Source organism: Xylophilus sp. GW821-FHT01B05, from assembly GCA_038961845.1.
Taxonomy (GTDB): Bacteria; Pseudomonadota; Gammaproteobacteria; order Burkholderiales; family Burkholderiaceae_C; genus Xylophilus.
This window is the reverse complement of the sequence record CP152408.1, coordinates 4,802,859-4,822,263: the sequence shown is the minus strand read 5'-3', so window position 1 is coordinate 4,822,263 and position 19,405 is coordinate 4,802,859. Positions and strand designations below refer to the sequence as shown.

Annotated in this window: 17 protein-coding genes and 3 pseudogenes; 8 read left to right on the top strand and 12 right to left on the bottom strand. The window is 63.8% G+C overall.

Annotated elements, in window-relative coordinates:
- Window positions 1-74: 74 nt before the first annotated feature.
- The 3 genes and pseudogenes from AAFF27_22550 to AAFF27_22540 all read left to right on the top strand — a co-directional run bounded on the left by AAFF27_22550 (window position 75) and on the right by AAFF27_22540 (window position 2,143).
- Window positions 75-827: a glutaredoxin domain-containing protein gene (locus tag AAFF27_22550; GenBank protein XAH22745.1), complete on the top strand. Its 753-nt coding sequence runs from the start codon at window positions 75-77 to the stop codon at window positions 825-827.
- Window positions 828-872: 45 nt separating this feature from the next.
- Window positions 873-1,811: a thioredoxin-disulfide reductase gene (gene trxB, locus AAFF27_22545; GenBank protein XAH22744.1), complete on the top strand. Its 939-nt coding sequence runs from the start codon at window positions 873-875 to the stop codon at window positions 1,809-1,811.
- A gap of 147 nt (window positions 1,812-1,958) precedes the next feature.
- A pseudogene (locus AAFF27_22540) lies at window positions 1,959-2,143 on the top strand (transposase domain-containing protein).
- Here AAFF27_22540 and AAFF27_22535 read toward each other — a convergent pair.
- The 6 genes and pseudogenes from AAFF27_22535 to phnD form a co-directional block, all read right to left on the bottom strand.
- Window positions 2,129-2,539, bottom strand: a pseudogene (locus AAFF27_22535) (transposase). The pseudogenes AAFF27_22540 and AAFF27_22535 sit on opposite strands and share 15 nt — an antisense overlap.
- A 52-nt stretch (window positions 2,540-2,591) precedes the next feature.
- On the bottom strand, window positions 2,592-3,458 hold the full coding sequence (gene phnX, locus AAFF27_22530; protein XAH22743.1) for a phosphonoacetaldehyde hydrolase: 867 nt from the start codon (window positions 3,456-3,458) through the stop codon (window positions 2,592-2,594).
- Window positions 3,459-3,494: 36 nt separating this feature from the next.
- On the bottom strand, window positions 3,495-4,583 hold the full coding sequence (psrA, locus tag AAFF27_22525; GenBank protein ID XAH22742.1) for an iron-containing alcohol dehydrogenase PsrA: 1,089 nt from the start codon (window positions 4,581-4,583) through the stop codon (window positions 3,495-3,497).
- Window positions 4,584-4,683: 100 nt separating this feature from the next.
- Window positions 4,684-5,508, bottom strand: coding sequence for a phosphonate ABC transporter, permease protein PhnE (gene phnE, locus AAFF27_22520; protein XAH22741.1), 825 nt, complete (start codon window positions 5,506-5,508; stop codon window positions 4,684-4,686).
- Window positions 5,509-5,510: 2 nt separating this feature from the next.
- A complete protein-coding gene (phnC, locus tag AAFF27_22515) occupies window positions 5,511-6,302 on the bottom strand; it encodes a phosphonate ABC transporter ATP-binding protein (protein XAH22740.1) in 792 nt (263 codons plus the stop codon).
- A complete protein-coding gene (phnD, locus tag AAFF27_22510; GenBank protein ID XAH22739.1) occupies window positions 6,299-7,171 on the bottom strand; it encodes a phosphonate ABC transporter substrate-binding protein in 873 nt (290 codons plus the stop codon). Before phnD ends, phnC begins: the two co-directional genes overlap by 4 nt.
- Before the next feature lie 118 nt (window positions 7,172-7,289).
- Between phnD and AAFF27_22505 the strand changes: the two genes are divergently transcribed.
- Window positions 7,290-8,171 carry a LysR substrate-binding domain-containing protein gene (locus AAFF27_22505; GenBank protein XAH22738.1) on the top strand — a complete coding sequence of 294 codons (882 nt, stop codon included), beginning with the start codon at window positions 7,290-7,292 and terminating at the stop codon, window positions 8,169-8,171.
- A 189-nt stretch (window positions 8,172-8,360) separates the two neighbouring features.
- Here the strand turns inward: AAFF27_22505 and AAFF27_22500 are convergent, their stop codons facing one another.
- Window positions 8,361-9,014, bottom strand: a complete 654-nt coding sequence (locus AAFF27_22500; protein XAH22737.1) for a tannase/feruloyl esterase family alpha/beta hydrolase — start codon at window positions 9,012-9,014, stop codon at window positions 8,361-8,363.
- On the opposite strand from AAFF27_22500, the pseudogene AAFF27_22495 reads away from it, so the two are divergent.
- Window positions 8,986-10,242 (top strand): annotated as a pseudogene (locus AAFF27_22495) (AMP-binding protein). The gene AAFF27_22500 and the pseudogene AAFF27_22495 sit on opposite strands and share 29 nt — an antisense overlap.
- Window positions 10,239-10,685, top strand: a complete 447-nt coding sequence (locus AAFF27_22490) for a MaoC family dehydratase (protein XAH22736.1) — start codon at window positions 10,239-10,241, stop codon at window positions 10,683-10,685. The pseudogene AAFF27_22495 and the gene AAFF27_22490 overlap by 4 nt, the downstream one beginning before the upstream one ends.
- A 77-nt stretch (window positions 10,686-10,762) precedes the next feature.
- Here the strand turns inward: AAFF27_22490 and AAFF27_22485 are convergent, their stop codons facing one another.
- The 3 genes from AAFF27_22485 to AAFF27_22475 form a co-directional block, all read right to left on the bottom strand.
- The gene (locus tag AAFF27_22485) at window positions 10,763-11,512 is read right to left on the bottom strand and encodes a TerC family protein (GenBank protein ID XAH26301.1); all 750 of its coding nucleotides are present in this window, start codon (window positions 11,510-11,512) and stop codon (window positions 10,763-10,765) included.
- 89 nt (window positions 11,513-11,601) lie between these two features.
- Window positions 11,602-12,096: an SgcJ/EcaC family oxidoreductase gene (locus tag AAFF27_22480; protein ID XAH22735.1), complete on the bottom strand. Its 495-nt coding sequence runs from the start codon at window positions 12,094-12,096 to the stop codon at window positions 11,602-11,604.
- A gap of 214 nt (window positions 12,097-12,310) precedes the next feature.
- Window positions 12,311-13,219: a LysR substrate-binding domain-containing protein gene (locus AAFF27_22475; GenBank protein ID XAH22734.1), complete on the bottom strand. Its 909-nt coding sequence runs from the start codon at window positions 13,217-13,219 to the stop codon at window positions 12,311-12,313.
- Window positions 13,220-13,333: 114 nt separating this feature from the next.
- Between AAFF27_22475 and AAFF27_22470 the strand changes: the two genes are divergently transcribed.
- Window positions 13,334-14,722, top strand: coding sequence for an L-serine ammonia-lyase (locus AAFF27_22470; protein XAH22733.1), 1,389 nt, complete (start codon window positions 13,334-13,336; stop codon window positions 14,720-14,722).
- Here AAFF27_22470 and AAFF27_22465 read toward each other — a convergent pair.
- Together AAFF27_22465 and AAFF27_22460 are read right to left on the bottom strand one after the other, a co-directional pair.
- On the bottom strand, window positions 14,719-15,912 hold the full coding sequence (locus AAFF27_22465) for a multidrug effflux MFS transporter (protein XAH22732.1): 1,194 nt from the start codon (window positions 15,910-15,912) through the stop codon (window positions 14,719-14,721). The genes AAFF27_22470 and AAFF27_22465 overlap by 4 nt on opposite strands.
- Window positions 15,913-15,992: 80 nt before the next feature.
- Window positions 15,993-16,754 carry a glucose 1-dehydrogenase gene (locus AAFF27_22460; GenBank protein ID XAH26300.1) on the bottom strand — a complete coding sequence of 254 codons (762 nt, stop codon included), beginning with the start codon at window positions 16,752-16,754 and terminating at the stop codon, window positions 15,993-15,995.
- Between the two features lie 235 nt (window positions 16,755-16,989).
- Here AAFF27_22460 and AAFF27_22455 point away from each other — a divergent pair, with 235 nt between their 5' ends.
- Window positions 16,990-19,398, top strand: a complete 2,409-nt coding sequence (locus tag AAFF27_22455) for a membrane-bound PQQ-dependent dehydrogenase, glucose/quinate/shikimate family (protein ID XAH22731.1) — start codon at window positions 16,990-16,992, stop codon at window positions 19,396-19,398.
- Window positions 19,399-19,405: the final 7 nt, after the last annotated feature.

Genomic DNA, 19,405 nt, shown 5'->3' with positions numbered 1-19,405 from the left:
CTGTCTGCACATTGAATAGCGCCGCGGCCATGCGACCCATAGAGTGAAGCCTTCATCACTCAAGCAGGCCTGCCATGGAAGCAATTACCGTCTACTGGACCACCGGATGCTCCAGTTGCGTCAGGGTCAAGGAGTTTCTGACCAGCAAGGGCGTTCCCTTTGAGTCGGTCAACGTCGCCACCGACCCTGGCGCCATGAAATTTCTGGCGTCATTGGGGATCCGATCCATTCCGGTGGTGGTGCGTGACCGGGAGTACACCTTCGCGCAGTCGCTGGACGATGTTGCCAAGTTCGTGGGTGTCGACAATATCGTGGACGTCCTGCCTCCCGAAGTGCTCGTGGAGCGCTGGAAGAAGATCATGGAGATCGCCACGCATGCGATCTCGAAGATTCCTGCCGCGATGCTGGACGAACGGCCGGCACCACCGCGTGCGCGCACGGTTCGCGATGTGGCGTATCACATCTTCCAAGTGCCGGACGCCTATTTGCAGGTCGTGATCAATGGCCTGGAAGACTGGACGATCGTCGCCAACGTGGACGCACCGCCAGACATCGACCTCCCCGGCATCCTCGCCTATGCGGACGACAAGAAGAAGCGGGTGGCCCAGTGGTGGGACACCCTCGAAGACCGAAGCTGCAGGCAACCGCTGAAGATGTTCTATGGCGTGCATTCCATGCATTCCTTTCTGGAGCGCTCGGTTTGGCACAGCGCCCAGCACACGCGTCAGCTCCTCTGGTGGTGCAACGAAAAAGGCATTCCTGTCGAGCAGCAACTGACCAAGGAAGTCTTGCAGGGCTTGCCCATGCCACAGGGGCTTTGGGAATAGCCCCGGTCCAATCACCTTCGCGCCGCTTCCATTCGTGACTTCTTCATGCTCAAGCACTCCAAACTGATCATCCTGGGTTCAGGCCCTGCCGGTTACACCGCCGCCATTTACGCGGCGCGAGCAAATCTTGCCCCCATGCTCATTACCGGAAACTTGCGAGGCGGCCAGCTTACGACGACCACGGACGTCGAAAACTGGCCGGCCGATGTCCAAGGCGTGATGGGACCGCAGCTGATGGATCGTTTTTTGCAGCACGCAGAGCGCTTCAATACGCGCGTGGTGGCCGACCACATCCACGAAGTGAATCTGCAAAACCGGCCGTTCGTCCTCACGGGGGACGGCGGCACTTACTCTTGTGATGCACTAATCATCGCCACTGGCGCGTCGGCCAAGTACTTGGGACTTCCCTCGGAGGAAGCGTTTCGCGGCCGCGGCGTCTCAGGCTGCGCGACCTGCGACGGATTCTTCTACGTGGATCAGGATGTCTGCGTTGTGGGCGGTGGAAACAGCGCCGTGGAAGAGGCCCTCTACATGTCGAACATCGCCAGGAAGGTCACCTTGGTTCACAGGCGCGAGAAGTTCCGGGCTGAGCCGATCCTCCTGGACCGGCTGCACAAGAAGATCGAAGAGGGCAATGTCGAGCTGAAAGTGAACTGCGTGGTCGAACAGGTGCTGGGTGACGAAGCAGGCGTCACGGGCGTACGGCTTTACGACCTAGTTGGGGCATGCAGTGAACTGGTGGAGGTAAAGGGCTGCTTCATTGCGATCGGGCATCAACCCAATACGATCCTTTTCGACGGGCAACTTTCGATGGCGGATGGCTACATCAAGACGCGATCTGGCCTGGATGGGTATGCCACCATGACCAATGTCCCCGGCGTGTTCGCCGCAGGGGACGTTCAGGACCACGTCTATCGGCAGGCGGTCACCAGTGCGGGAAGCGGCTGCATGGCCGCCTTGGACGCACAGAGATTTCTGGACTAGATAAATGTCTCCATCGGGTCTTCAATTGGATTGGTTCAGACGCGGCGCGACCTACGACTCGTAGATTGCATCGCCAGCACCGTCACGGGTTTGCGGCGCCCGTGCAGCGTTGGATTGCTCCCGCGTAGTGGTAGGCACTTGCATCTCGGCTCCGATGCCAGCGGCAACAGTGCGTCAGTGCTGTACACGTGATCGGCTCGGCCAAGCTCAACGGTGTAGATCCACAGGCGTATCTGCGCTATGTGCTGGAGCGCATCGCCGACCACACGATCAATCGGATTGATGAACTGCTACCTTGGGCAGTGCTTGATCAACTCGGTGCCGGCGCGTAGCAGCAGGCCTTTGTGGCTCAGCAGCGCATTGATGGTTTGGAGGATCTGGGGTGCGAGCTTGTGTTCTTCGAGCAGGCGGCGGAAGCGAAGAATGGTGCTCTCGTCAGGCAATCGGTCGTCCCAGCCGCCGAGCCCTGCGAAGTCCCGGAACAGCGGCATGTCGTGCAGGGCTTCGTCCATGGCCGGGTCGCTCAGGGTGAACCACTGTTGCATGAAGTGGATGCGCAGCATGGCTTCTACGGAGGACGGCGGGCGACCCCGGCGTCCCTCAGGTGCGTACGGGGTGATCAAGGCCACCAGATCACCCCAAGGCACTACGCGCTCCATTTCTCCCAGGAACTCTCGCTTGCGCGTGCGCTTGGTCGAGTGGCCCAGCTCCAGGCTTGTTTGCTTCATGCCGCTATCGTCTCAGGCCATCGCCCTGCGCCCAAGCATATGTAGGGCGGATTTATGCAGAACTTTCCTGGGGCGCGCCGCCATCCATTGCCCGCAAAGCGCCGCGCATTGCGGCGATGCGCTGGACTGCTGCTGGAAGATCAGCGATCGAGTCGATCACCAGGTGCGCGCCAGCGTTGAGGAGCCGCTGCTGTGCCCGCTCCCGCAAGGCCTGGATCCGTTCCGGGGGGAGCGCCTCCAGCGCCTCGCGGGTCAGCCCGACCTCATTGCCCGACATGGAAAGCCCGATGCACCACATGCCGGCGTTGCGGCCTTCCTCGATGCCAGGCGCGGTGTCGTCCACCTTGATGCAGGCTCGCACGTCACTGATGCCGAGCTCTAGCACGTTGGCCAGTGCCATGTAGGGACCGGGGCGGCCGCCGGCCGGCATTTCGTCACCCGCGACGACGTGGTCCACCACGACGCCGGCGCTCCTTGCCAGGGGCAGCAGCACGTCCAGTACCTGGCGCGGATAACCCGAGCAAGAGCCGACCTTGAGCCCCTGCTGTCGCAGCCAGGCCAGTGACTCCAGCGCGCCCGGGATCGGCGCAGAGTATTCGCCCACCTTGGCGATCTGCATCGGCATGAAGCGCTCGTAGATGGCGTCGATGTCGGATGCCGCGGGAGGTCGCTCGAAGCGCTGCAACCACTGTGCCGCAATGGCCGGCTCGGCCAGCAACGTGCGGATATGGTCCCGTTTCGAAAGGCCCATGGGCCCCCGGGCCTGCTGCAGGTCGACCTGAATGCCGAAGCTGGCAAAGGCCTCGACGAAGATCTGGGTGGGCGCCAGGGAGCCGAAGTCGACCAGGGTGCCGGCCCAGTCGAAGATGACGGCTTGCAGGCCGTGCGATGTGCCGTCGATGGGTGCAATGGAGGTCATGAAGCTATGTTCTTTCGTTGATGCTGAGTGCATGGTTCATGCGGTCGCGATGAAGTTGCGACCGCGCGGCCCTTGGAGCGCCGCGTCGATACGCTTGTCCCACTCGGGCTCCGGGATGCCGTAGTGCGTCGGGTCGGTGCTGACGCTCAAGCGCTGCAGGAACGCGGCCATCGCGGTGATGGCGGCCGGCATGTCCGGGACGCCGAAGACCGACATCAGCTGGCGGTCGAGCTGGGCGTCTCGCCCGGCGGCCAGCGCCATGATGCGTGGCAAGCTGAACGAGCAGGCGATGCCGTGCACCGTACCGTGGCTCAGCGTGACGTCGTAGGACAGCGAGTGCGCCAGCGCCGTGCGGGTGTTGGAGAAGGCCAGTCCGGCCTGCAAGGCTGCAATGGCCAATGAATGGCGCAGGTCCGCTCGTTCCAGGTTGCCCAGGAGGGCCGGCAGGGTGTCGATGATGTTGCGCGCCGCCTGTACGGCCAGGCAGCTCGACACCGGGTTGCGATGCACGTTCCAGAGCGACTCCAGGGCGTGCGAGAGCGCATCCAGGCCCGCGGCCAGCGTGGTGGCATGGGGAAGGCTGAGCATCAGTTCGGCATCGACGATGGCCGCCTCTGGCCAGGTCCAGGGGAGGTGCAGGGACAGCTTGCGCGACCGGGCGTGGTCCCACACGGTCGCCCACGGCGTGACCTCGCTGCCGGTGCCGGCCGTCGTGGGCACCGCCAGCAGGCGCCGATGCGCGCCGCCGGCCTGCGGCACCCCGCCGGATTCGAGTGCCGACATCAGATCATCGAAGCGGCCGCCCGGCGTGTGTGTCAGCATGGCCTTGGCGCAGTCGAGGGTACTGCCGCCGCCGACGGCGATCACGCATTCCGCGTCCGGGCGATCGCGCCACAGGCGCTCGTACATCGGGGCCAGCCATGCCACATCGGGATTGGGCCGCACATCGGTCTCGATGGCCAGGAGCCTGTCGCCGAGCATGGTGCGCAGGCGTGCCAGCAGGCCCAGCGATTCAGCCTCGGGAAAGGCAATCAGGATGGCTCGGCGCTGGCCGAGCAGGCGCGGCAGTTCGGCCAGCGAGCCGAGGCCCGCATGCACCGCGACAGGGTTGTAGTAGTTCCACATGGTTTCAGTAAGGCGCAGGAATGCCCGCCACGCGCACGGCGCGTGAAGTGGGTGAACAAGACAGGTGAAAAGGGCCCGGCCGGTGCCGGACCGGAGGGGCTCAGGCCCGGCCGCTGCTCTGGATGCGGTGGCGGAGGTGGCCGGAGATGGCGTCAGCGACGATCACCATGGCGGTGATGACGAGGATGCAGGTGGCGGTCTCGTTGTAGCGGAACAGCTTCAAGCTGCCGATCAACTCGAATCCAAGACCACCGGCGCCCACCATGCCCAGTACCGTGGCCGAGCGGAGGTTCACCTCGAAGCGATAGAGCACCACGGCGATCCAGGCGGTGATCACCTGCGGCAGCACGCCGAAAACGATGACCTGCAGCGGCCTGGCACCCGTGGCGCGCAGGGCTTCCAGCGGCCCCTGGTCGATTTCCTCGATGGCTTCGGCAAAGAACTTGCCAAGCATGGCAGCGCCATGGAGCGCCAGCGCCAGCACACCCGGGAAAGGTCCCAGGCCGACCGCCGAGACGAAGACCAGCGCCAGGATCAGTTCGTTGATGCTGCGCACGACGTTCATGAACTGCCGCGTGGCCAGGAACACCCAGCGCCTGGACTGCAGGTTGCGCGCTGCCAGCAGCGAGAGCGGCACGGCGGGAATGATGGCCAGGAGGGTTCCCCAGACTGCGATCTGGATGGTCTCCAGCGCCGGTCCCCACAGGCGGGCCAGGATATCCAGGTCCGGGGGGAACATACGCCCGGCGAAGTCGGCTATCTGCGGCAGGCCGCTTGCCAGCTCGCTCCAGCTCAATTGGGCGCCGTCGGCGCTCCAGCCCAGCGTCCAGGCCGCGACTAGGGCGCCGATCACCAGCGTGGACCAGCCCTGCCATTGCTGCGGCAGAGGTCCGGTCCAGCGGTATTTCATGTGTTCGTTCTGCATGTTCACGCTCCAGCAATGCGCCACGAGGTCGAAGAGGCCAGCGCGATTTCACGGTCGTCCGGGGGCGTTGGTGCCAGGTAGATGCGGTCGAGTTCGGGCTGTCCGAGATCCTGCGGAACACCGTCGAACACGACCCGGCCCTGGGCCAGGCCCACCACCCGGTCGGCGAACTCGCGCGCCAGCTCCACCTGGTGCAGGTTGCACACCACGGTAATGCCCAGGTCGCGCGAGGCGTCGAGCAGGTATTGCATGACCTTGCGCGCGGTCAGCGGGTCGAGGCTGGCGACCGGCTCGTCCGCCAGGATGACCCGGGGCTGCTGCGCCAGCGCGCGGGCAATGCCCACCCGCTGCATCTGGCCGCCCGAGAGCGAGTCGGTGCGCTCGTGCGCCTTGTGGGCGAGCCCGACGCGGGCAAGGCATTCATGCGCCAGCGCAATGTCGCCTGCGCGGAAGAGGTGCAGCACCGAAGTCCAGGTGGGCAAGGCGCCAAGCCGCCCGCTCAAAACGTTCTTCAACGTCGACAGGCGCGGCACCACGTTGTGGTGTTGGAAGATCATGGCGACGGCGCGGCGCAAGGAGCGTTCATCCGGGCAGCGGACGGCATCCATGCCGGCAATCGTCAACTCGCCGCCATCTGCCACCGCCAGACGGTTCATGCAACGCAGCAGCGTGGATTTGCCGGCCCCGGATTCGCCCAGGATCACCAGAAACTCGCCAGCGGCGGCGTCCAGGTCAACACCACGCAGCACGTCGTTGCTGCCGTAGCGCTTGGTCAGATGGCGGACGCGGATCATTTCATCGCCCGCAGGTCGAGCTTCAGCACCTTGGCCGTATCGCGCACCACGTTGTATGCCGCATCGTTGGTGGGCTGGAAGCCGTTCAGGACACCCTGGTCGCCCCAGGGCAGGTCCTTGATGTTGGCCATGGCCGTGGCGATCTTTTCCTTCAGGGCAGGGTCCAGATCCTTGCGCCAGACCATCGGGGATTCGGGAATGGGGTTCGAAGACCAGATGACCTGGAGATCATCCTGGCGCACCTGCCCTTGGGCGATGGCGCTCGCCAGAATGCGGTCGGCCACCGGCGCGGCATCTACCTTCTTGTTGGCCACTGCCAGGATGCTGGCGTCATGCGAGCCGGAGAAGATCACGCGGCGGAAGTAGGTATCCGGGTCATAGCCGGCCTGCAGCATGCCGGCCTTGGGGAACAGATGGCCCGATGCAGAGGTCGGGTCGACGAAGGCGAAAGTGCGGCCCTTCAGGTCGGCCAAGGACGATATCCCGCTGTCCTTGCGGGCGATGATGACGCTCTTGTAGGAGCTGGTGCCGGTTTTCTTGGTCACCGCCACAGCGAAGGCTTCGACGTCGGCCACGCTCGCCGCCAGCACGTACGAGAACGGGCCGAGGTAGGCAATGTCCAGCTTCTTGGCGCGCAGCGCTTCGATGATGCCGTTGTAGTCGGTTGCCACGAATGGTTTGACCGGCATTCCCAGCTGTTGCTGCAGGCTATCGAGCACCTGGCGGCTGCTCGCGATCATGGCCTGGGAGTCCTCGGCGGGGATCAGGCCGATGGTGAGAGGCCGTTCGGCAAAGGCCGGCGTTGCCAGTGCGAGCGGCAGTGCGGCAGCGAGCAACTGGCGGCGGTGGCGGGAGAAGTAGGTGGACATGGCGTTTCCCGGAATGAAGGGAGGTGGAAAGGTCAGCGCCAAGACTAAGAATCCTTTGTGACTGCCTCATATCATCTCCATCACGAATTCGTCATCATTCCATTGAAATAATCTATGGATGTCTGTTGCCCAGCTTCGAGCTTTCTTCTTCGTCGCCCAGCACGGGAGCTTCAGCGGTGCGGCGCGCGCGATGGGCCTGACCCAGCCCACGCTGACGATGCAGGTCCAGGCGCTGGAGAAAACGCACAAGGTCGAGCTGTTTCATCGCAGGGGCCATGGCGTTGAGCTGAGCGCGGTCGGGCAGCGGCTGCTGCCCATTGCACGCCAGCTGAGTGCACTCGAGTTGGATGCATACAACCTGCTGCATGACAGCGGCGAATTGCAGGCGGGTGACCTGCGCCTGGGCGCGGTCGGGCCCTTTCACGTCATCGAAATGGTGGACGCCTACCGTCGCCGCTATCCGCGCATTGACGTCTCCATCCGCATGGGCAATTCATCGGCGGTTTTCAAGGACCTGGAGGACTATGTCGTGGACATTGGCGTGCTGGCACGTTTCCACGAAGCGCCGGGCTTCGCCGCGATTCCCTATGCACGGCATGACCTTCTGCTTTTCGTGGAAAAGAGCCACGCTTTCGCTGCACGAGGCAGCGTGCGGCTGGAAGAGCTTCATGGCCAGGCCATGCTGCAGCGAGAGAGCGGCTCCAGCACACGCCGTGCGATGGACGACGCGCTGCGTGAGGCGGGCGTCAAGCCGAAGATCGTCATGGAAATCGGAAGCCGGGAGGCTTTGCGCGAGGCGGCCGCGCGGGGCATTGGCATCGGCGCGGTGTCAGAGGCTGAGTTCATTCCCGACCCACGCTTGGTTCCGGTCCGAATCGAGGGGCGCCAAGTGTTCACCGAGACCTATCTCTATTGCCTCGCAGAACGGCGGGATAGCCGGGTTCTGAACTCGTTCTTCGACGTGGCGCTTTCGCTTCGCAGCGCAGACTCGCCAGCTTAGATTGCGATCTGTACGGGGATCGCGTTGGAGTGCAATCGGGGCGCATGCTGCGCTACCGTGCCTGGCGGCACTATCCAGGGCGAGCGCAAGACCACCTTCCTCTGCAGGTCATACGGTGTCAGCGTTTCTGGACGGACCGGGCCTGCAGCCTTCAGCGGGTGCTGATGTTGTGGCCCAGGCGTGTAATCGCTAAGGCGCCGTACATACAAAACTGGCAGCGGCATTCGGATCGCCCCCCACGTACTTGGGGTACTGCGGGTACCTGCACAGTGGCCTGCTGATCGGTGTAGCCCCCGTGGCAGCGGTGCGCTGTGTTGCGACGATGATGGAGGACGAAGGCTTGACCCCGTTCTCAATCCATTCAAACATGGGCCCGACGAGGTCTACCTTGTCTGCTCCCGTGCCCCCTGCGCAGTGGTCCACGCCGGGGGCGGTGTAGTACTCCACGAACTCGTCTGCGGTGGATTGCCCTCCACTTTGCTCGACGACGTTCTGGTAGTACTCCGTGGCGTTGTTGGCGGTGATCAGCCAGTCGGTTTGCCCTGTCCAGAGAACCAACTTCCCGCCCTTTGCCTTGAATCGGCTCAGGTCAGGGTCGACGGCATCGATCATCGAGCTGAGCTGGTCAAGGCGCGCGATGTACTGCGTGGCGTCCACCTTGAGCGGGTCCACTGAGCCATCCTGGGCGACCATGTACTTGATGAAGTCACTCCCAAGAATGCCGCTGGATGCGGCCCACGTGGCTGCGGTCTCGCCACCAGGAAGAAAGCCGGGCCAGGTATAGCGGCCATTGGCGATGCTGGCGCTTGCGCTTCTGGAAAGCCCGCCATTCCTGGTGGACATCAATGACCATGAAGCTCCGGATGGCGAGGCTGTGGGCGCTCTGGACTACGAGACGCTCCTGTCCGAAGGAGATCCCGACTTCGATGGCGTCTGGCCCGTTGACGAATGCGAGCCTATCGCGCTGAACTACACATCGGGCACCACAGGCGACCCGAAAGGGGTGGTGCCGAGCCATCGCGGCACCTACCTCATGAGTCTGCTGCAGTTGACCGACTGGGCTGTTCCCAAGGCGCCTGTCTACCTGTGGACGCTGCCGATGTTTCACGCGAACGGCTGGTGCTTCACATGGGCCATCACCGCGGCTGCAGGCACGCATGTGTGCCTGCGCAAGGTCACGGCGGCCAGCATCTACCAGGCGCTCGCCAACCACAAGGCGAATCACTTCTGCGCGGCACCCACCGTCATGGGCCTGCTCGTGAATGCGCGCGATGAAGAGCGACAGCCTCTTCCCGGCCGTGTGCGTGTTCTCACCGCGGGGTCACCCCCGCCCGCAGCCGTGCTGGAAGCCGCCGAGGCGATGGGTTTTGACGTCGATCACGTCTATGGCATCACCGAGGTGAGCGGGACGCCGGTCAGTTGTGCTTGGCAACCGGCGTGGGATGGGCTGAGTCCGGCCGAGCGTGGGCGACTCCAGGCGCGCCAGGGCGTTCGCGCCGCGGCGCTGGAAGGTCTGCAGGTTGTCGACCCTGAGACGATGCGCCCGGTACCCCCTGACGGAACCACGGCAGGAGAGCTGGTGATCCGTGGGAACACTGTCATGAAGGGCTATCTGAAGAATCCGGCGTCGACGCAGAAGGCCTTTGAAGGCGGCTGGTTCCACACCGGCGACATCGCAGTGGTTCACGCCGATGGCTACGTGCAGATCACCGATCGGTCGAAGGACGTGATCATCTCGGGTGGGGAGAACATCTCATCCGTCGAGGTCGAGGACATTCTGCATCGCCATCCTTCCATCCTCTATGCAGCCGTGGTGGCGCAGCCCGACGAGAAGTGGGGGGAGGTGCCATGCGCTTTTATCGAACTCAAGCCGGAGTCTCCGGGCCTGCAGGAATCCGAGGTCATCGCCTTCTGCCGGGAGCGCCTGGCGCACTTCAAGTGTCCGCGCAAGGTGGTATTCACCGCGCTGCCAAAGACGGCAACGGGAAAGATCCAGAAGTTCAGGCTCCGTGAACTGGCGGGCAGTCAGTCGGCCATCACGCGCCTTGCCCATCCTGCAGGGCGCGAATGAGCGGCGAGTTCGGACCGGTCGAGGTGGGGCGCCGGTTCGGCGGTGCTCATACCTTCGATGAGGCGCAGGTCCGTGCATTTGCGAACGCCGCGGGGGACACCAACCCCTTGCATCACGACGCCGCATTTGCCGAGGCCTCTCGGTACGGCCGGTTGATCGCCAGCGGAACGCATACAACGGCATTGCTGCTGGGGTTGACGGCCTCGCATTTCTCCCAAACACATTCCATCGTGGGCCTCTCGTTCTCTGTCGAGCTGTGTCGGCCGGTCTACGTCGATGCAACGGTCTGGATGGAGTGGGAGGTCATGGCCGCCACGCCGGGCGGTTGCTGTTCGCAGCGGTTGGCTCTCCGGGGATCGATGCGCGATGAAACGGGTGCAGAGTGCGTGGCTGCAGCGGGCACCGTTCAAGTCAGTGCGCCAATGGTGGCCTCAACCTCATAAGGGCGGCGGGCCTCGAGAGCGCTCTCCAAGCGCTGCTGCATTGGCTCAGGGCGAACCTTCGGAAGGCAGCACGTTTTTCAATCTCCCGGCATGCGGGGTGGGTTCAACTCCACGGCCTTGGCGGACTTCTTGCGCATCCTGATGTTGAGCATTTCCACGGCCAGGGAGAAGGCCATCGCAAAGTACACGTAGCCCTTGGGCACATGGTGCTCGAAGCCTTCCGCGACCAGGACCACACCGACCACCACCAGGAAGGCCAGCGCCAGCATTTTGATGGTGGGATGGTTCGAGACAAAGCGGCCGATCGGGCCGGCGAACAGCATCATCAAAAGCACGGATGCGATCACCGCGGCAATCATGACCCGGACGTCATCCACCATGCCGACCGCCGTGATGATCGAGTCCAACGAGAACACGAGGTCGATCACCATGATCTGCAGGATGACCGAGGCAAAGGTCGCCTTGGCTGCGCTGGATTTTTGCCCGTGCGCGCCTTCCAGTGATTGGTGAACCTCGGTCGTGCTCTTCCATATCAGGAACAGCCCACCCAGGATCAGGATCAGGTCCCGCCCCGAGATCTCCTGGCCAAACATCGAGAAAAGCGGGGTAACCAGGCCCACGATCCAGGCGAGGACCAGCAGCAGCCCTATGCGCATGAACATGGCCATGAACAGCCCGATCCGCCGCGCGAATTCGCGTTTGGCGAGCGGCAGCTTGTCTACCAGGATGGAGATGAAGATGATGTTGTCGATGCCCAGCACCAGCTCAAGCGCGGTCAGGGTCGCAAAGGCGATCCAGACCTGGGGATCCGTCAGGAGTTCAAGCATGAGATTCTTTCTGTGAGCCGAGCAGGCCCCGGTTTGGACGGCAAGGTGCAGGCAGGTCCCGCAGATGAGCGGGATCATGAAGCGCCGGCCTACTTGCGCGCAACGACCTCGGGCATGGCAGACGAGTGGTGGTGGGCGATCAGCCATTGGCCGTTCACCCACTCATAGACGTAGGTGTAGCGGGCTTTCACCTTCTTGCCGTCCTTGAACCTGAAGGTATAGATGCCGACGTCCTGCGCCACGTTGCAGCCGACCTTGATGATGCGCTGGTTGATGGTGCCTTGCGGCTTGCTCTTCAGGAACCTGACGAAGTAGTCGTGGATCTCCGCGGGGGTAGTGCGTGGAGCATTCGAAACGGTCGGCAGAAGAACGCCGTCGACCGCGTAGTTGGCTGCGACCTTGTCTGCATCCAGCGTGCGCAGCGAGTCGTTCCAGCGGTCGAACAGCGCCGCGATCTGCGGTTCGGTGGCTGGCACGCAAGTACCCGCTGTACCCGCTGCGGGCGCTTGCGCAAATGCCGATGTCGAGATGGCGAGGACAACCACCGCCGTTGCCGAGCCAGGAAGCATACGACGCACATTCATGGGGTTCTCCTCTTGCATGTCAACATTGATTGTCGGCACTACGCCGTCTGGCGAGGCCGGGCGCCATTCTTTGCGGTCTCTTCAGGAACGTCAACTGCTGTCTGGCGTGTATCTGGTGCGGCACTGACGTGTCTGCGTAGCCGCTCCGCTTTGCGGAGCTCTGGAACTGCAATCGCCAATCTGAAGCGAGACCGGAACGGATTCGAGGTTGGGCTCAGGGTCGCCACTTGAGCTCCCGCGCAGTCACCAGCAACTGCGCCACAAAGGCCTTGATCGCAGGGTGATTGCGTTCCCCGCGGCGGTAGGCCGCCGAGATGCTGCGGTGCACAGCCGGGCGCAGCTTGATGGCGCGCACGCCGGCCACCGTGTGCGAGCGCCTGAGCCCGGGGATGACGGAGATGGAGCAGCCTGCTGCCACCATCGCATTGATGATCTCGAAGCCACGGCACTCCGCGTTCACGCTGGGCTCATAACCGGCGCGGCGGCACAGGCTCAGGACAAATTCGGCATAAAAGCTCGATGCCGAATCCAGTGCCCAATGCTCGTCCTTCAGATCGGCCATAGCTACTGATGGCCTGTCGGCCAGGCGGTGCTTGTGCGGGACCAGCACGTAGAGATCGTCTTCCAGCAAGGGGATCTGCTCAACCGTCTTCTCCTTGCCGGCCTGGCTGATCGTCAGGTCATCGACAAAGGCCATATCGGCGTGCCATGAGCCCAGCGCTGCCAGGCCGTCGGCAGGCTCCATTTCTTCCAGCACCACTTCGAGGAAGGGGTAGTCTTTGGCCAACTGCTGAATCGCCTTGGGCAGCAGTGCGGCCGCGACGGACGGAAAGGCCGCCACACGAATCCTCCCGGCAACTTCCTTCTTGATCTGCGCAAGGTCGGAGCGGGCTTCGTCCAGCACCACCAGCATGCGTTCGACATGTGCCACCAGCACTTCCCCTGCACGCGTAAGGCGCACGCCACGCCCGTGGCGCTCGGTGAGCGCTACGCCCATTTCCTCGGCCAGTTGGGCGATCTGTTGCGAGACGGCCGAGGGCGTCAGCGACATGGCGTCGGCCACGGCGGCCATGGTGTGCCGGCTGGAGAGTTCGCGCAAGGCGCGCAGTCGCGTGAGATCCATGGAAATCTGTCAGATCTGATTCGGTGGTATTTCTAATGTATATCTTTAAAAAACATCAGTAGACCTGATGAGATTCGCTTCCTACCATTCGCGCAATTCAAAGCAAGGAAGCCAGTGGCAGTCAGCGTCTTCGATCTTTTCAAGGTGGGCATCGGGCCTTCAAGCTCGCACACCGTCGGCCCCATGCGCGCGGCGCGGATGTTCACGCACGCGCTTGCCGAGAGCGGTGAGCTGCATCGAACCAGCCGTGTGCGCGCCGAGCTGTTTGGCTCGCTGGGGGCTACTGGCAAGGGCCATGGCACGGACAAGGCGGTGCTGCTCGGCATGGCCGGGTACGAGCCCGACAAGGTGGATGTCGAGGCCATTCCGCGCATTCTTGAGGACATCCGCACGCATCAGCGTGTGCTGCTGGGAGGCGTTCACGGCGTGCGCATCACCGAGCAGGAGGACCTGGTCTTTCACCGCAAGCAGGCCTTGCCTTTCCATTCCAATGCCATGCGCTTTTCCGCCTTCGATATGCAGGGTAGGCAGGTGGGCGAGAAGACCTACTACTCCGTGGGCGGCGGCTTTGTCGTGAGCGAGGAGGTCGCCCACGACGGATCGAGGCAGAAGATCATCGCGCCCGACAGCAGGGTGCTGGAGCACCCGTTTCACAGCGGCGCAGACCTGCTGGTGCTGACCAGCGCGCACGGCTGCAGCATTGCCGAGATCATGCGCCGCAACGAGCGCCACTGGCGCCCGGACGAAGAGACCCGCTCCGGGCTCTTGCACATCTGGCAGGTCATGCAGGCTTGCGTGGACAGGGGATGCCGCACCGAAGGTGTGCTGCCAGGTGGCTTCAAGGTCAGGCGCCGCGCCGCCGCACTGGCGCGCAGTCTGAACGACCCCGGTGCCAAGCTCAAGGACCCATTGATCGTGATGGATTGGGTCAACCTCTACGCGCTGGCTGTCAACGAAGAAAACGCAGCCGGTGGCCGCGTGGTGACCGCGCCCACCAACGGCGCCGCAGGCATCATCCCCGCCGTGTTGCACTACTACGAGCGGTTTGTCGAAGGCGCCTCGGAAGACGGCATCGTCGACTTCCTTCTGACCGCTGCGGCCATTGGCATGCTCTACAAGGAGAACGCCTCCATCTCCGGCGCCGAAGTGGGCTGCCAAGGCGAGGTCGGCGTTGCCTGCTCCATGGCGGCGGGGGCGCTGTGTGCCGTCATGGGTGGCACGCCGCAACAGGTGGAGAACGCCGCCGAGATCGGCATGGAACACCACCTGGGCTTGACCTGTGATCCTGTGGGCGGGCTGGTGCAGATCCCATGCATAGAACGCAATGCCGTGGCCTCCGTCAAGGCCATCAACGCCGCCCGCATGGCGCTGCATGGCGATGGCACCCACCATGTCAGCCTCGACAAAGTCATCAAGACCATGCGTGAGACCGGCGCCGACATGATGACCAAGTACAAGGAAACATCACGCGGCGGGCTGGCGGTCAATATCGTGGAATGCTAGGTGGCGGGGGCATGTCCCTCGCCCTGAAGCCCCGACGCGGGGATTTTCACCAGCAGCACCGAGATCAGAAAACTGCCCACGCCCGCTGCGCCAACGATCCAGCCCATCGTCGCAGGCGTACCGTCGGCAAACCAGCCAACCATGGCCGAACCAAGCACGCCTGTGCCGTACTGCATGGCGCCCACCAGTGCTGAGGCGGCACCTGCTCTTGTGGGGAAGACTGCCAGCGCGCCCGCGACTGAGTTCGCAACAATGAAGCCAAGCGAGGACGTGTAGAGAAGTAGTGGCACCGCCAGGCCCACCAAGCCCATCCAGCCAAACCTGGTGTCAAGACCCAACGCTGCGCCGGACAGGGCAGCCATCCCGGTGCCGGCCCTGAGGAGACGGTTGGCGCCGAGTCGCTGCACCATGCGGGCGTTCAACAGGTTGGCTGCCGACAAGCCGATGATGTTGATGCCGAACAGCAGTCCATAGGCCTGTGGCGGCACGTGGTAGTAGTCGATATAGGCGAAGGGCGTGCCGGCAATGTAGGCAAAGATGCCCCCATAGAAGAGCCCTCCCGAGAGGGCGTAGCCGACGATTCTCGGATTGCGCACGAGCTGCATGTAGCCCCGAATGGCATCGGCAATGCGTTGTGAAGAGCGTTGCGATGGCGGCATGGTCTCCGGCAGCGAGAGCACACCGACAAGGGCTAGGGCGCCGAATCCGGCAACCACCCAGAAGATGGCTCGCCAGGACGCCACCACGAGGATCTGCCCGCCGAGGATGGGTCCCACGAGCGGCGCGATCCCCATGACAAGCATCAGCGTCGAGAGCACCCGGGCCGAATGCTCTCTGCCGTGAACATCGTGGACCATCGCGCGGGCCAGGACGGGGCCGGCACATGCTCCAACGGCTTGCACCACGCGCCATCCTGTCAGTTGCCAGGCCGCACCAGAAAGCGCACATCCGCCGGAGCCCACGATGAAAAGGAGCAGTCCGATCACAACGGGCCGTCGGCGACCGAAGCGGTCGCCTATAGGACCCCAGAGCAACTGACCGAGGCTGAAGCCGAGCAGGAAGCCCGAGATCGTCCATTGAATGTGGGCGGGGTCGGCGTGGAACGCCGTGCTGAGCAGGGGCAACGCGGGCAGATAGATGTCCGTTGCGACGGACGCCGATGCCAGCAGGGCGCTCAGGACAATCAGCATGCGCAGATCGTTGACCTGCCCGTGACGGTCCGGGCTGCGAGTGGCGTGTGGCATGACTACAGGAAAGGTCCCTGCCCCTATCAACGTGCGGTATAGCCACCATCGACGGCGAGTGCGTGGCCGATCACGAAACTTGCACCGGGGCTGCAGAGCCAGAGAACTGCCGAGGCGATCTCTTCGGGCCGCCCGAGTCGCCCGATGGGCTGCTCCTTCATGAGCTCTGCCATGGCTTCAGGTTGCGTCTCCAGCATGCTGGTGACCATCGGCGTCGCGATGATCCCGGGGCAGATGGCGTTGATGCGAATGCCCTTGGCGGCGCATTCGAGAGCGGCGCTCCTGGTCAGCCCGATCACGCCGTGCTTGGATGCGTGGTAAATCCCGCGGCTGGGCAGGCCCACGAGCCCGCCAAGCGAAGAGCAATTGACGATTGCGCCGCCTTCTTGCTTGCGCATCTGGAGCAGCTCGTACTTCATGCAGTTCCAGACGCCGCGGAGGTTGACGCCGATCACCCTATCGAAATCCTCGCCGCTGGCGTCGGCGGTATCCGCAACGGGGCTTTGGATGCCGGCATTGTTGAACGCCGCATCCAGGCGCCCGAAGGTGGAAACGGCTTGCTCGACCATGGCCTTGGCCTGTGCCTCATCCGACACATCACAACGGATGCCAATGGCCTGATGGCCCGCTGCAATCAGTTGCTGCGCCGCCGCCATTACGCCGGCCTCGTTGATATCCGCGAGCACCACTGCGGCCCCGGCTTGGGCAAAGGCCTGTGCGGTGCTCAGGCCCATGCCGGAGCCGGCACCGGTCACCAATGCAACCTGGCCATGGAAAGATGTATTCATCGACGTACTCACTTCATAAGCTAGTTCTCACTGCCTATTGGAGTGCGGTTTCAGCTATCGATAAATACCAATAGATCGCATGGGCCTATGAATCTGGCTCATTGAATGGCTACTTCGCCTCGCGCTGAATTCATGAGGGGGATTGATAGCACTATGCCGATTCAGCCCGCTAGTTATCAGCTAGGTCTAAACCTACAGTTTGCGCGTGCATAGCAAACGCAGGAGCAACTTTTTGATGGCCACAGCAAGTAACGTCAGCGAAAGCATATCAATCCGTTGGGCGCGGAAATGCCATGCGCTGCTGCTGGTCCTGGTCGGTGCCGCCATGCTGTTCGGCGGTATCGCGCTCACGGGCTATGGCGGATCGATCTACTACCTGATTGCCGGCCTGGTGGTAAGCGCCAGTGGCATTCTGGGCTGGCGCGGGGACCGGCGTGGCGCATGGCTCTATGGTGCGATGCTGGTGGCCACGCTTGGGTGGAGCATCTACGAGGTTGGCTCCGACGTGTGGGGGCTTGTGGTTCGCCTTGCGGCGCCTTTCGTGTTCGGCCTTCCCTTGTTGCTCCGCTGGACGGGTGTTGTCGGCAGCCATGTGGTCGTACCGCAATGGCTTGCGGGGTGGCCGGCCTTGGGGCGCGGGCTCTTGATCGCGCTGTTCGCGGGGGCGGGGCTTCATGCAGTCAGGTCGGCGCAGCCTGTCGATCCGTTGTGGCAGCGCGGCACAGCGGGCGGCGCTCCGCAGCGGCTTGCACAGCCCTTGTCAGAGGTCACCCGCGGCGATTGGCTTCACTACGGCAACGATCAAGGCGGCACACGCTTCAGCCCGCTGAGCCAGATCACGCCAGGGAATGTCGAGAAACTCGAAGTCGCATGGGAGGCGGACGTGGGCCCAGCGGCGCCCGGACCCAGGAACAGCCTGCAGGTGACGCCGATCAAAGTCGGCGATTCCCTCTATGTCTGCAATGGGCACAACGCCGTCATCTCACTGGACGCCGAGACCGGGCGGGAGCGCTGGCGCTATGGCATGACGGGGGCGATACCCCCTTCGGGCAAGCCGTGCCGAGGCGTTTCCTACTACCACGTGCCGGAGGCAACCGGCATGTGCGCCGAGCGCATCCTCGCCACCAGCCAGACGCCCGAGCTGTTTGCGCTGGATGCTGCCACCGGGCAAGCCTGCCCTGGCTTTGGCGTCAACGGCCGCGTGCGCCTGCTCGATGGTCTGGGCGAGGTGCCGTCCGGCTACCACTACGTCAGCTCGGCGCCGCAGATCGTGCGGGGCAAGGTGGTCTTTGGTGGCGCCATCATGGACGGGCAGTACTGGGGCGAGCCGCCCGGTGTCATCCGCGCCTATGACGCGGTCACAGGCCGATTGGCCTGGGCCTTCGACTCTGGCCGCCTGCAAAACCATGGCGAATCGCCCAGCGGCCAGACCTACACGCCCGCGACGCCAAACAGCTGGGCGCCGATCAGCGCGGACGAGGCTCTGGGCCTGGTCTACCTGCCCATGGGCAATGCCACGCCCGACTTCTATGGTGCACAGCGCCGGCCGTTCGATGAAGACATCTCCAGTTCGGTGATCGCCCTGGACGCCGAGACTGGGCAACTGCGCTGGCGCTTCCAGACGGTGCACCACGATATCTGGGACTACGACGTGCCCGCGCAGCCGACCCTGATCGACCTGCCGACGCCCACCGGCGTGCGGCCGGCCTTGATCCAGCCGACCAAGCGCGGCGAGGTGTTTGCGCTCGACCGCGTAACGGGTGAACCGATCAAGGCGGTGAGCGAGCTCCCTGTTCCCCAGGGCGGGATCGCGGAGGGCGAACGCTTGTCGCCGACGCAACCGTTTTCGGTCGAGCTACCGTCGTTTCGCGGGCCCATGCTGCGCGAGTCCGACATGTGGGGCCTGACACCGCTCGACCAGATGGTGTGCCGTATCCTCTTCAAGAGGTCGCGCTACGAGGGCACCCTGACACCCGCGACGCTCGGGCGCCCCACCATTCTCGATCCTGGCTATTCCGGTGGTATCAATTGGGGCAGTGTCTCCGTCGATGTTGACCGCGGCATCATGATGGTCAACTGGATGCGCCTGCCCAGCCGTGTCGAACTCATCACACGCGCACAGGCGCGCGAGCGGGGCTTTCGCCTCTTCGATGGCAGCAAGGGGCAGGGCAGTGGCCAGCATCCGCAGCAGAACACGCCGTATGCGGCCCAAGCCGGTCCGTTCCTGTCGCCGCTCGGCATGCCCTGCAGCGCGCCACCTTGGGGGCTGGTGACGGCAGTCGATCTTGTGAAGGGGCAGGTGATCTGGAGCAAGCCCCTGGGCGACGGGCGCCAAAGCGGGCCGTTTGGCTTGCGCTCACGCTTGCCCATCACGATGGGCGTGCCGGGCAGTGGCGGCTCGGTGACGACGCGGGGCGGTCTGGTCTTCATCGGCGCCACCGTGGACAGCATGTTCCGGGCCTTCGACACCGCGACGGGTGAGCAACTGTGGCAGGCCAGCCTGCCAGGTGCCGGAATGGCTACGCCCATGAGCTACCAGTCCTCAGGCAGCGGGCGGCAGTTCGTGGTCATTGCCGCCGGCGGCAGACCGGGTATGAATACGCGGCTGAGCACCAAGATCGTGGCCTACGCGTTGCCACGCTGAGGCGCCG

Coding starts and splice junctions, on each gene's coding strand:
- psrA (XAH22742.1), bottom strand. CDS start 4,583: ATGTGGAACTACTACAACCCTGTCGCGGTGCATGCGGGCCTCGGCTCG.
- AAFF27_22505 (XAH22738.1), top strand. CDS start 7,290: ATGTCTGTTGCCCAGCTTCGAGCTTTCTTCTTCGTCGCCCAGCACGGG.
- AAFF27_22475 (XAH22734.1), bottom strand. CDS start 13,219: ATGGATCTCACGCGACTGCGCGCCTTGCGCGAACTCTCCAGCCGGCAC.
- AAFF27_22550 (XAH22745.1), top strand. CDS start 75: ATGGAAGCAATTACCGTCTACTGGACCACCGGATGCTCCAGTTGCGTC.
- phnX (XAH22743.1), bottom strand. CDS start 3,458: ATGACCTCCATTGCACCCATCGACGGCACATCGCACGGCCTGCAAGCC.
- AAFF27_22455 (XAH22731.1), top strand. CDS start 16,990: ATGGCCACAGCAAGTAACGTCAGCGAAAGCATATCAATCCGTTGGGCG.
- AAFF27_22500 (XAH22737.1), bottom strand. CDS start 9,014: ATGTCCACCAGGAATGGCGGGCTTTCCAGAAGCGCAAGCGCCAGCATC.
- trxB (XAH22744.1), top strand. CDS start 873: ATGCTCAAGCACTCCAAACTGATCATCCTGGGTTCAGGCCCTGCCGGT.
- AAFF27_22465 (XAH22732.1), bottom strand. CDS start 15,912: ATGCTGATTGTCCTGAGCGCCCTGCTGGCATCGGCGTCCGTCGCAACG.
- phnD (XAH22739.1), bottom strand. CDS start 7,171: ATGTCCACCTACTTCTCCCGCCACCGCCGCCAGTTGCTCGCTGCCGCA.
- AAFF27_22480 (XAH22735.1), bottom strand. CDS start 12,096: ATGAATGTGCGTCGTATGCTTCCTGGCTCGGCAACGGCGGTGGTTGTC.
- AAFF27_22490 (XAH22736.1), top strand. CDS start 10,239: ATGAGCGGCGAGTTCGGACCGGTCGAGGTGGGGCGCCGGTTCGGCGGT.
- phnC (XAH22740.1), bottom strand. CDS start 6,302: ATGATCCGCGTCCGCCATCTGACCAAGCGCTACGGCAGCAACGACGTG.
- AAFF27_22485 (XAH26301.1), bottom strand. CDS start 11,512: ATGCTTGAACTCCTGACGGATCCCCAGGTCTGGATCGCCTTTGCGACC.
- AAFF27_22460 (XAH26300.1), bottom strand. CDS start 16,754: ATGAATACATCTTTCCATGGCCAGGTTGCATTGGTGACCGGTGCCGGC.
- phnE (XAH22741.1), bottom strand. CDS start 5,508: ATGCAGAACGAACACATGAAATACCGCTGGACCGGACCTCTGCCGCAG.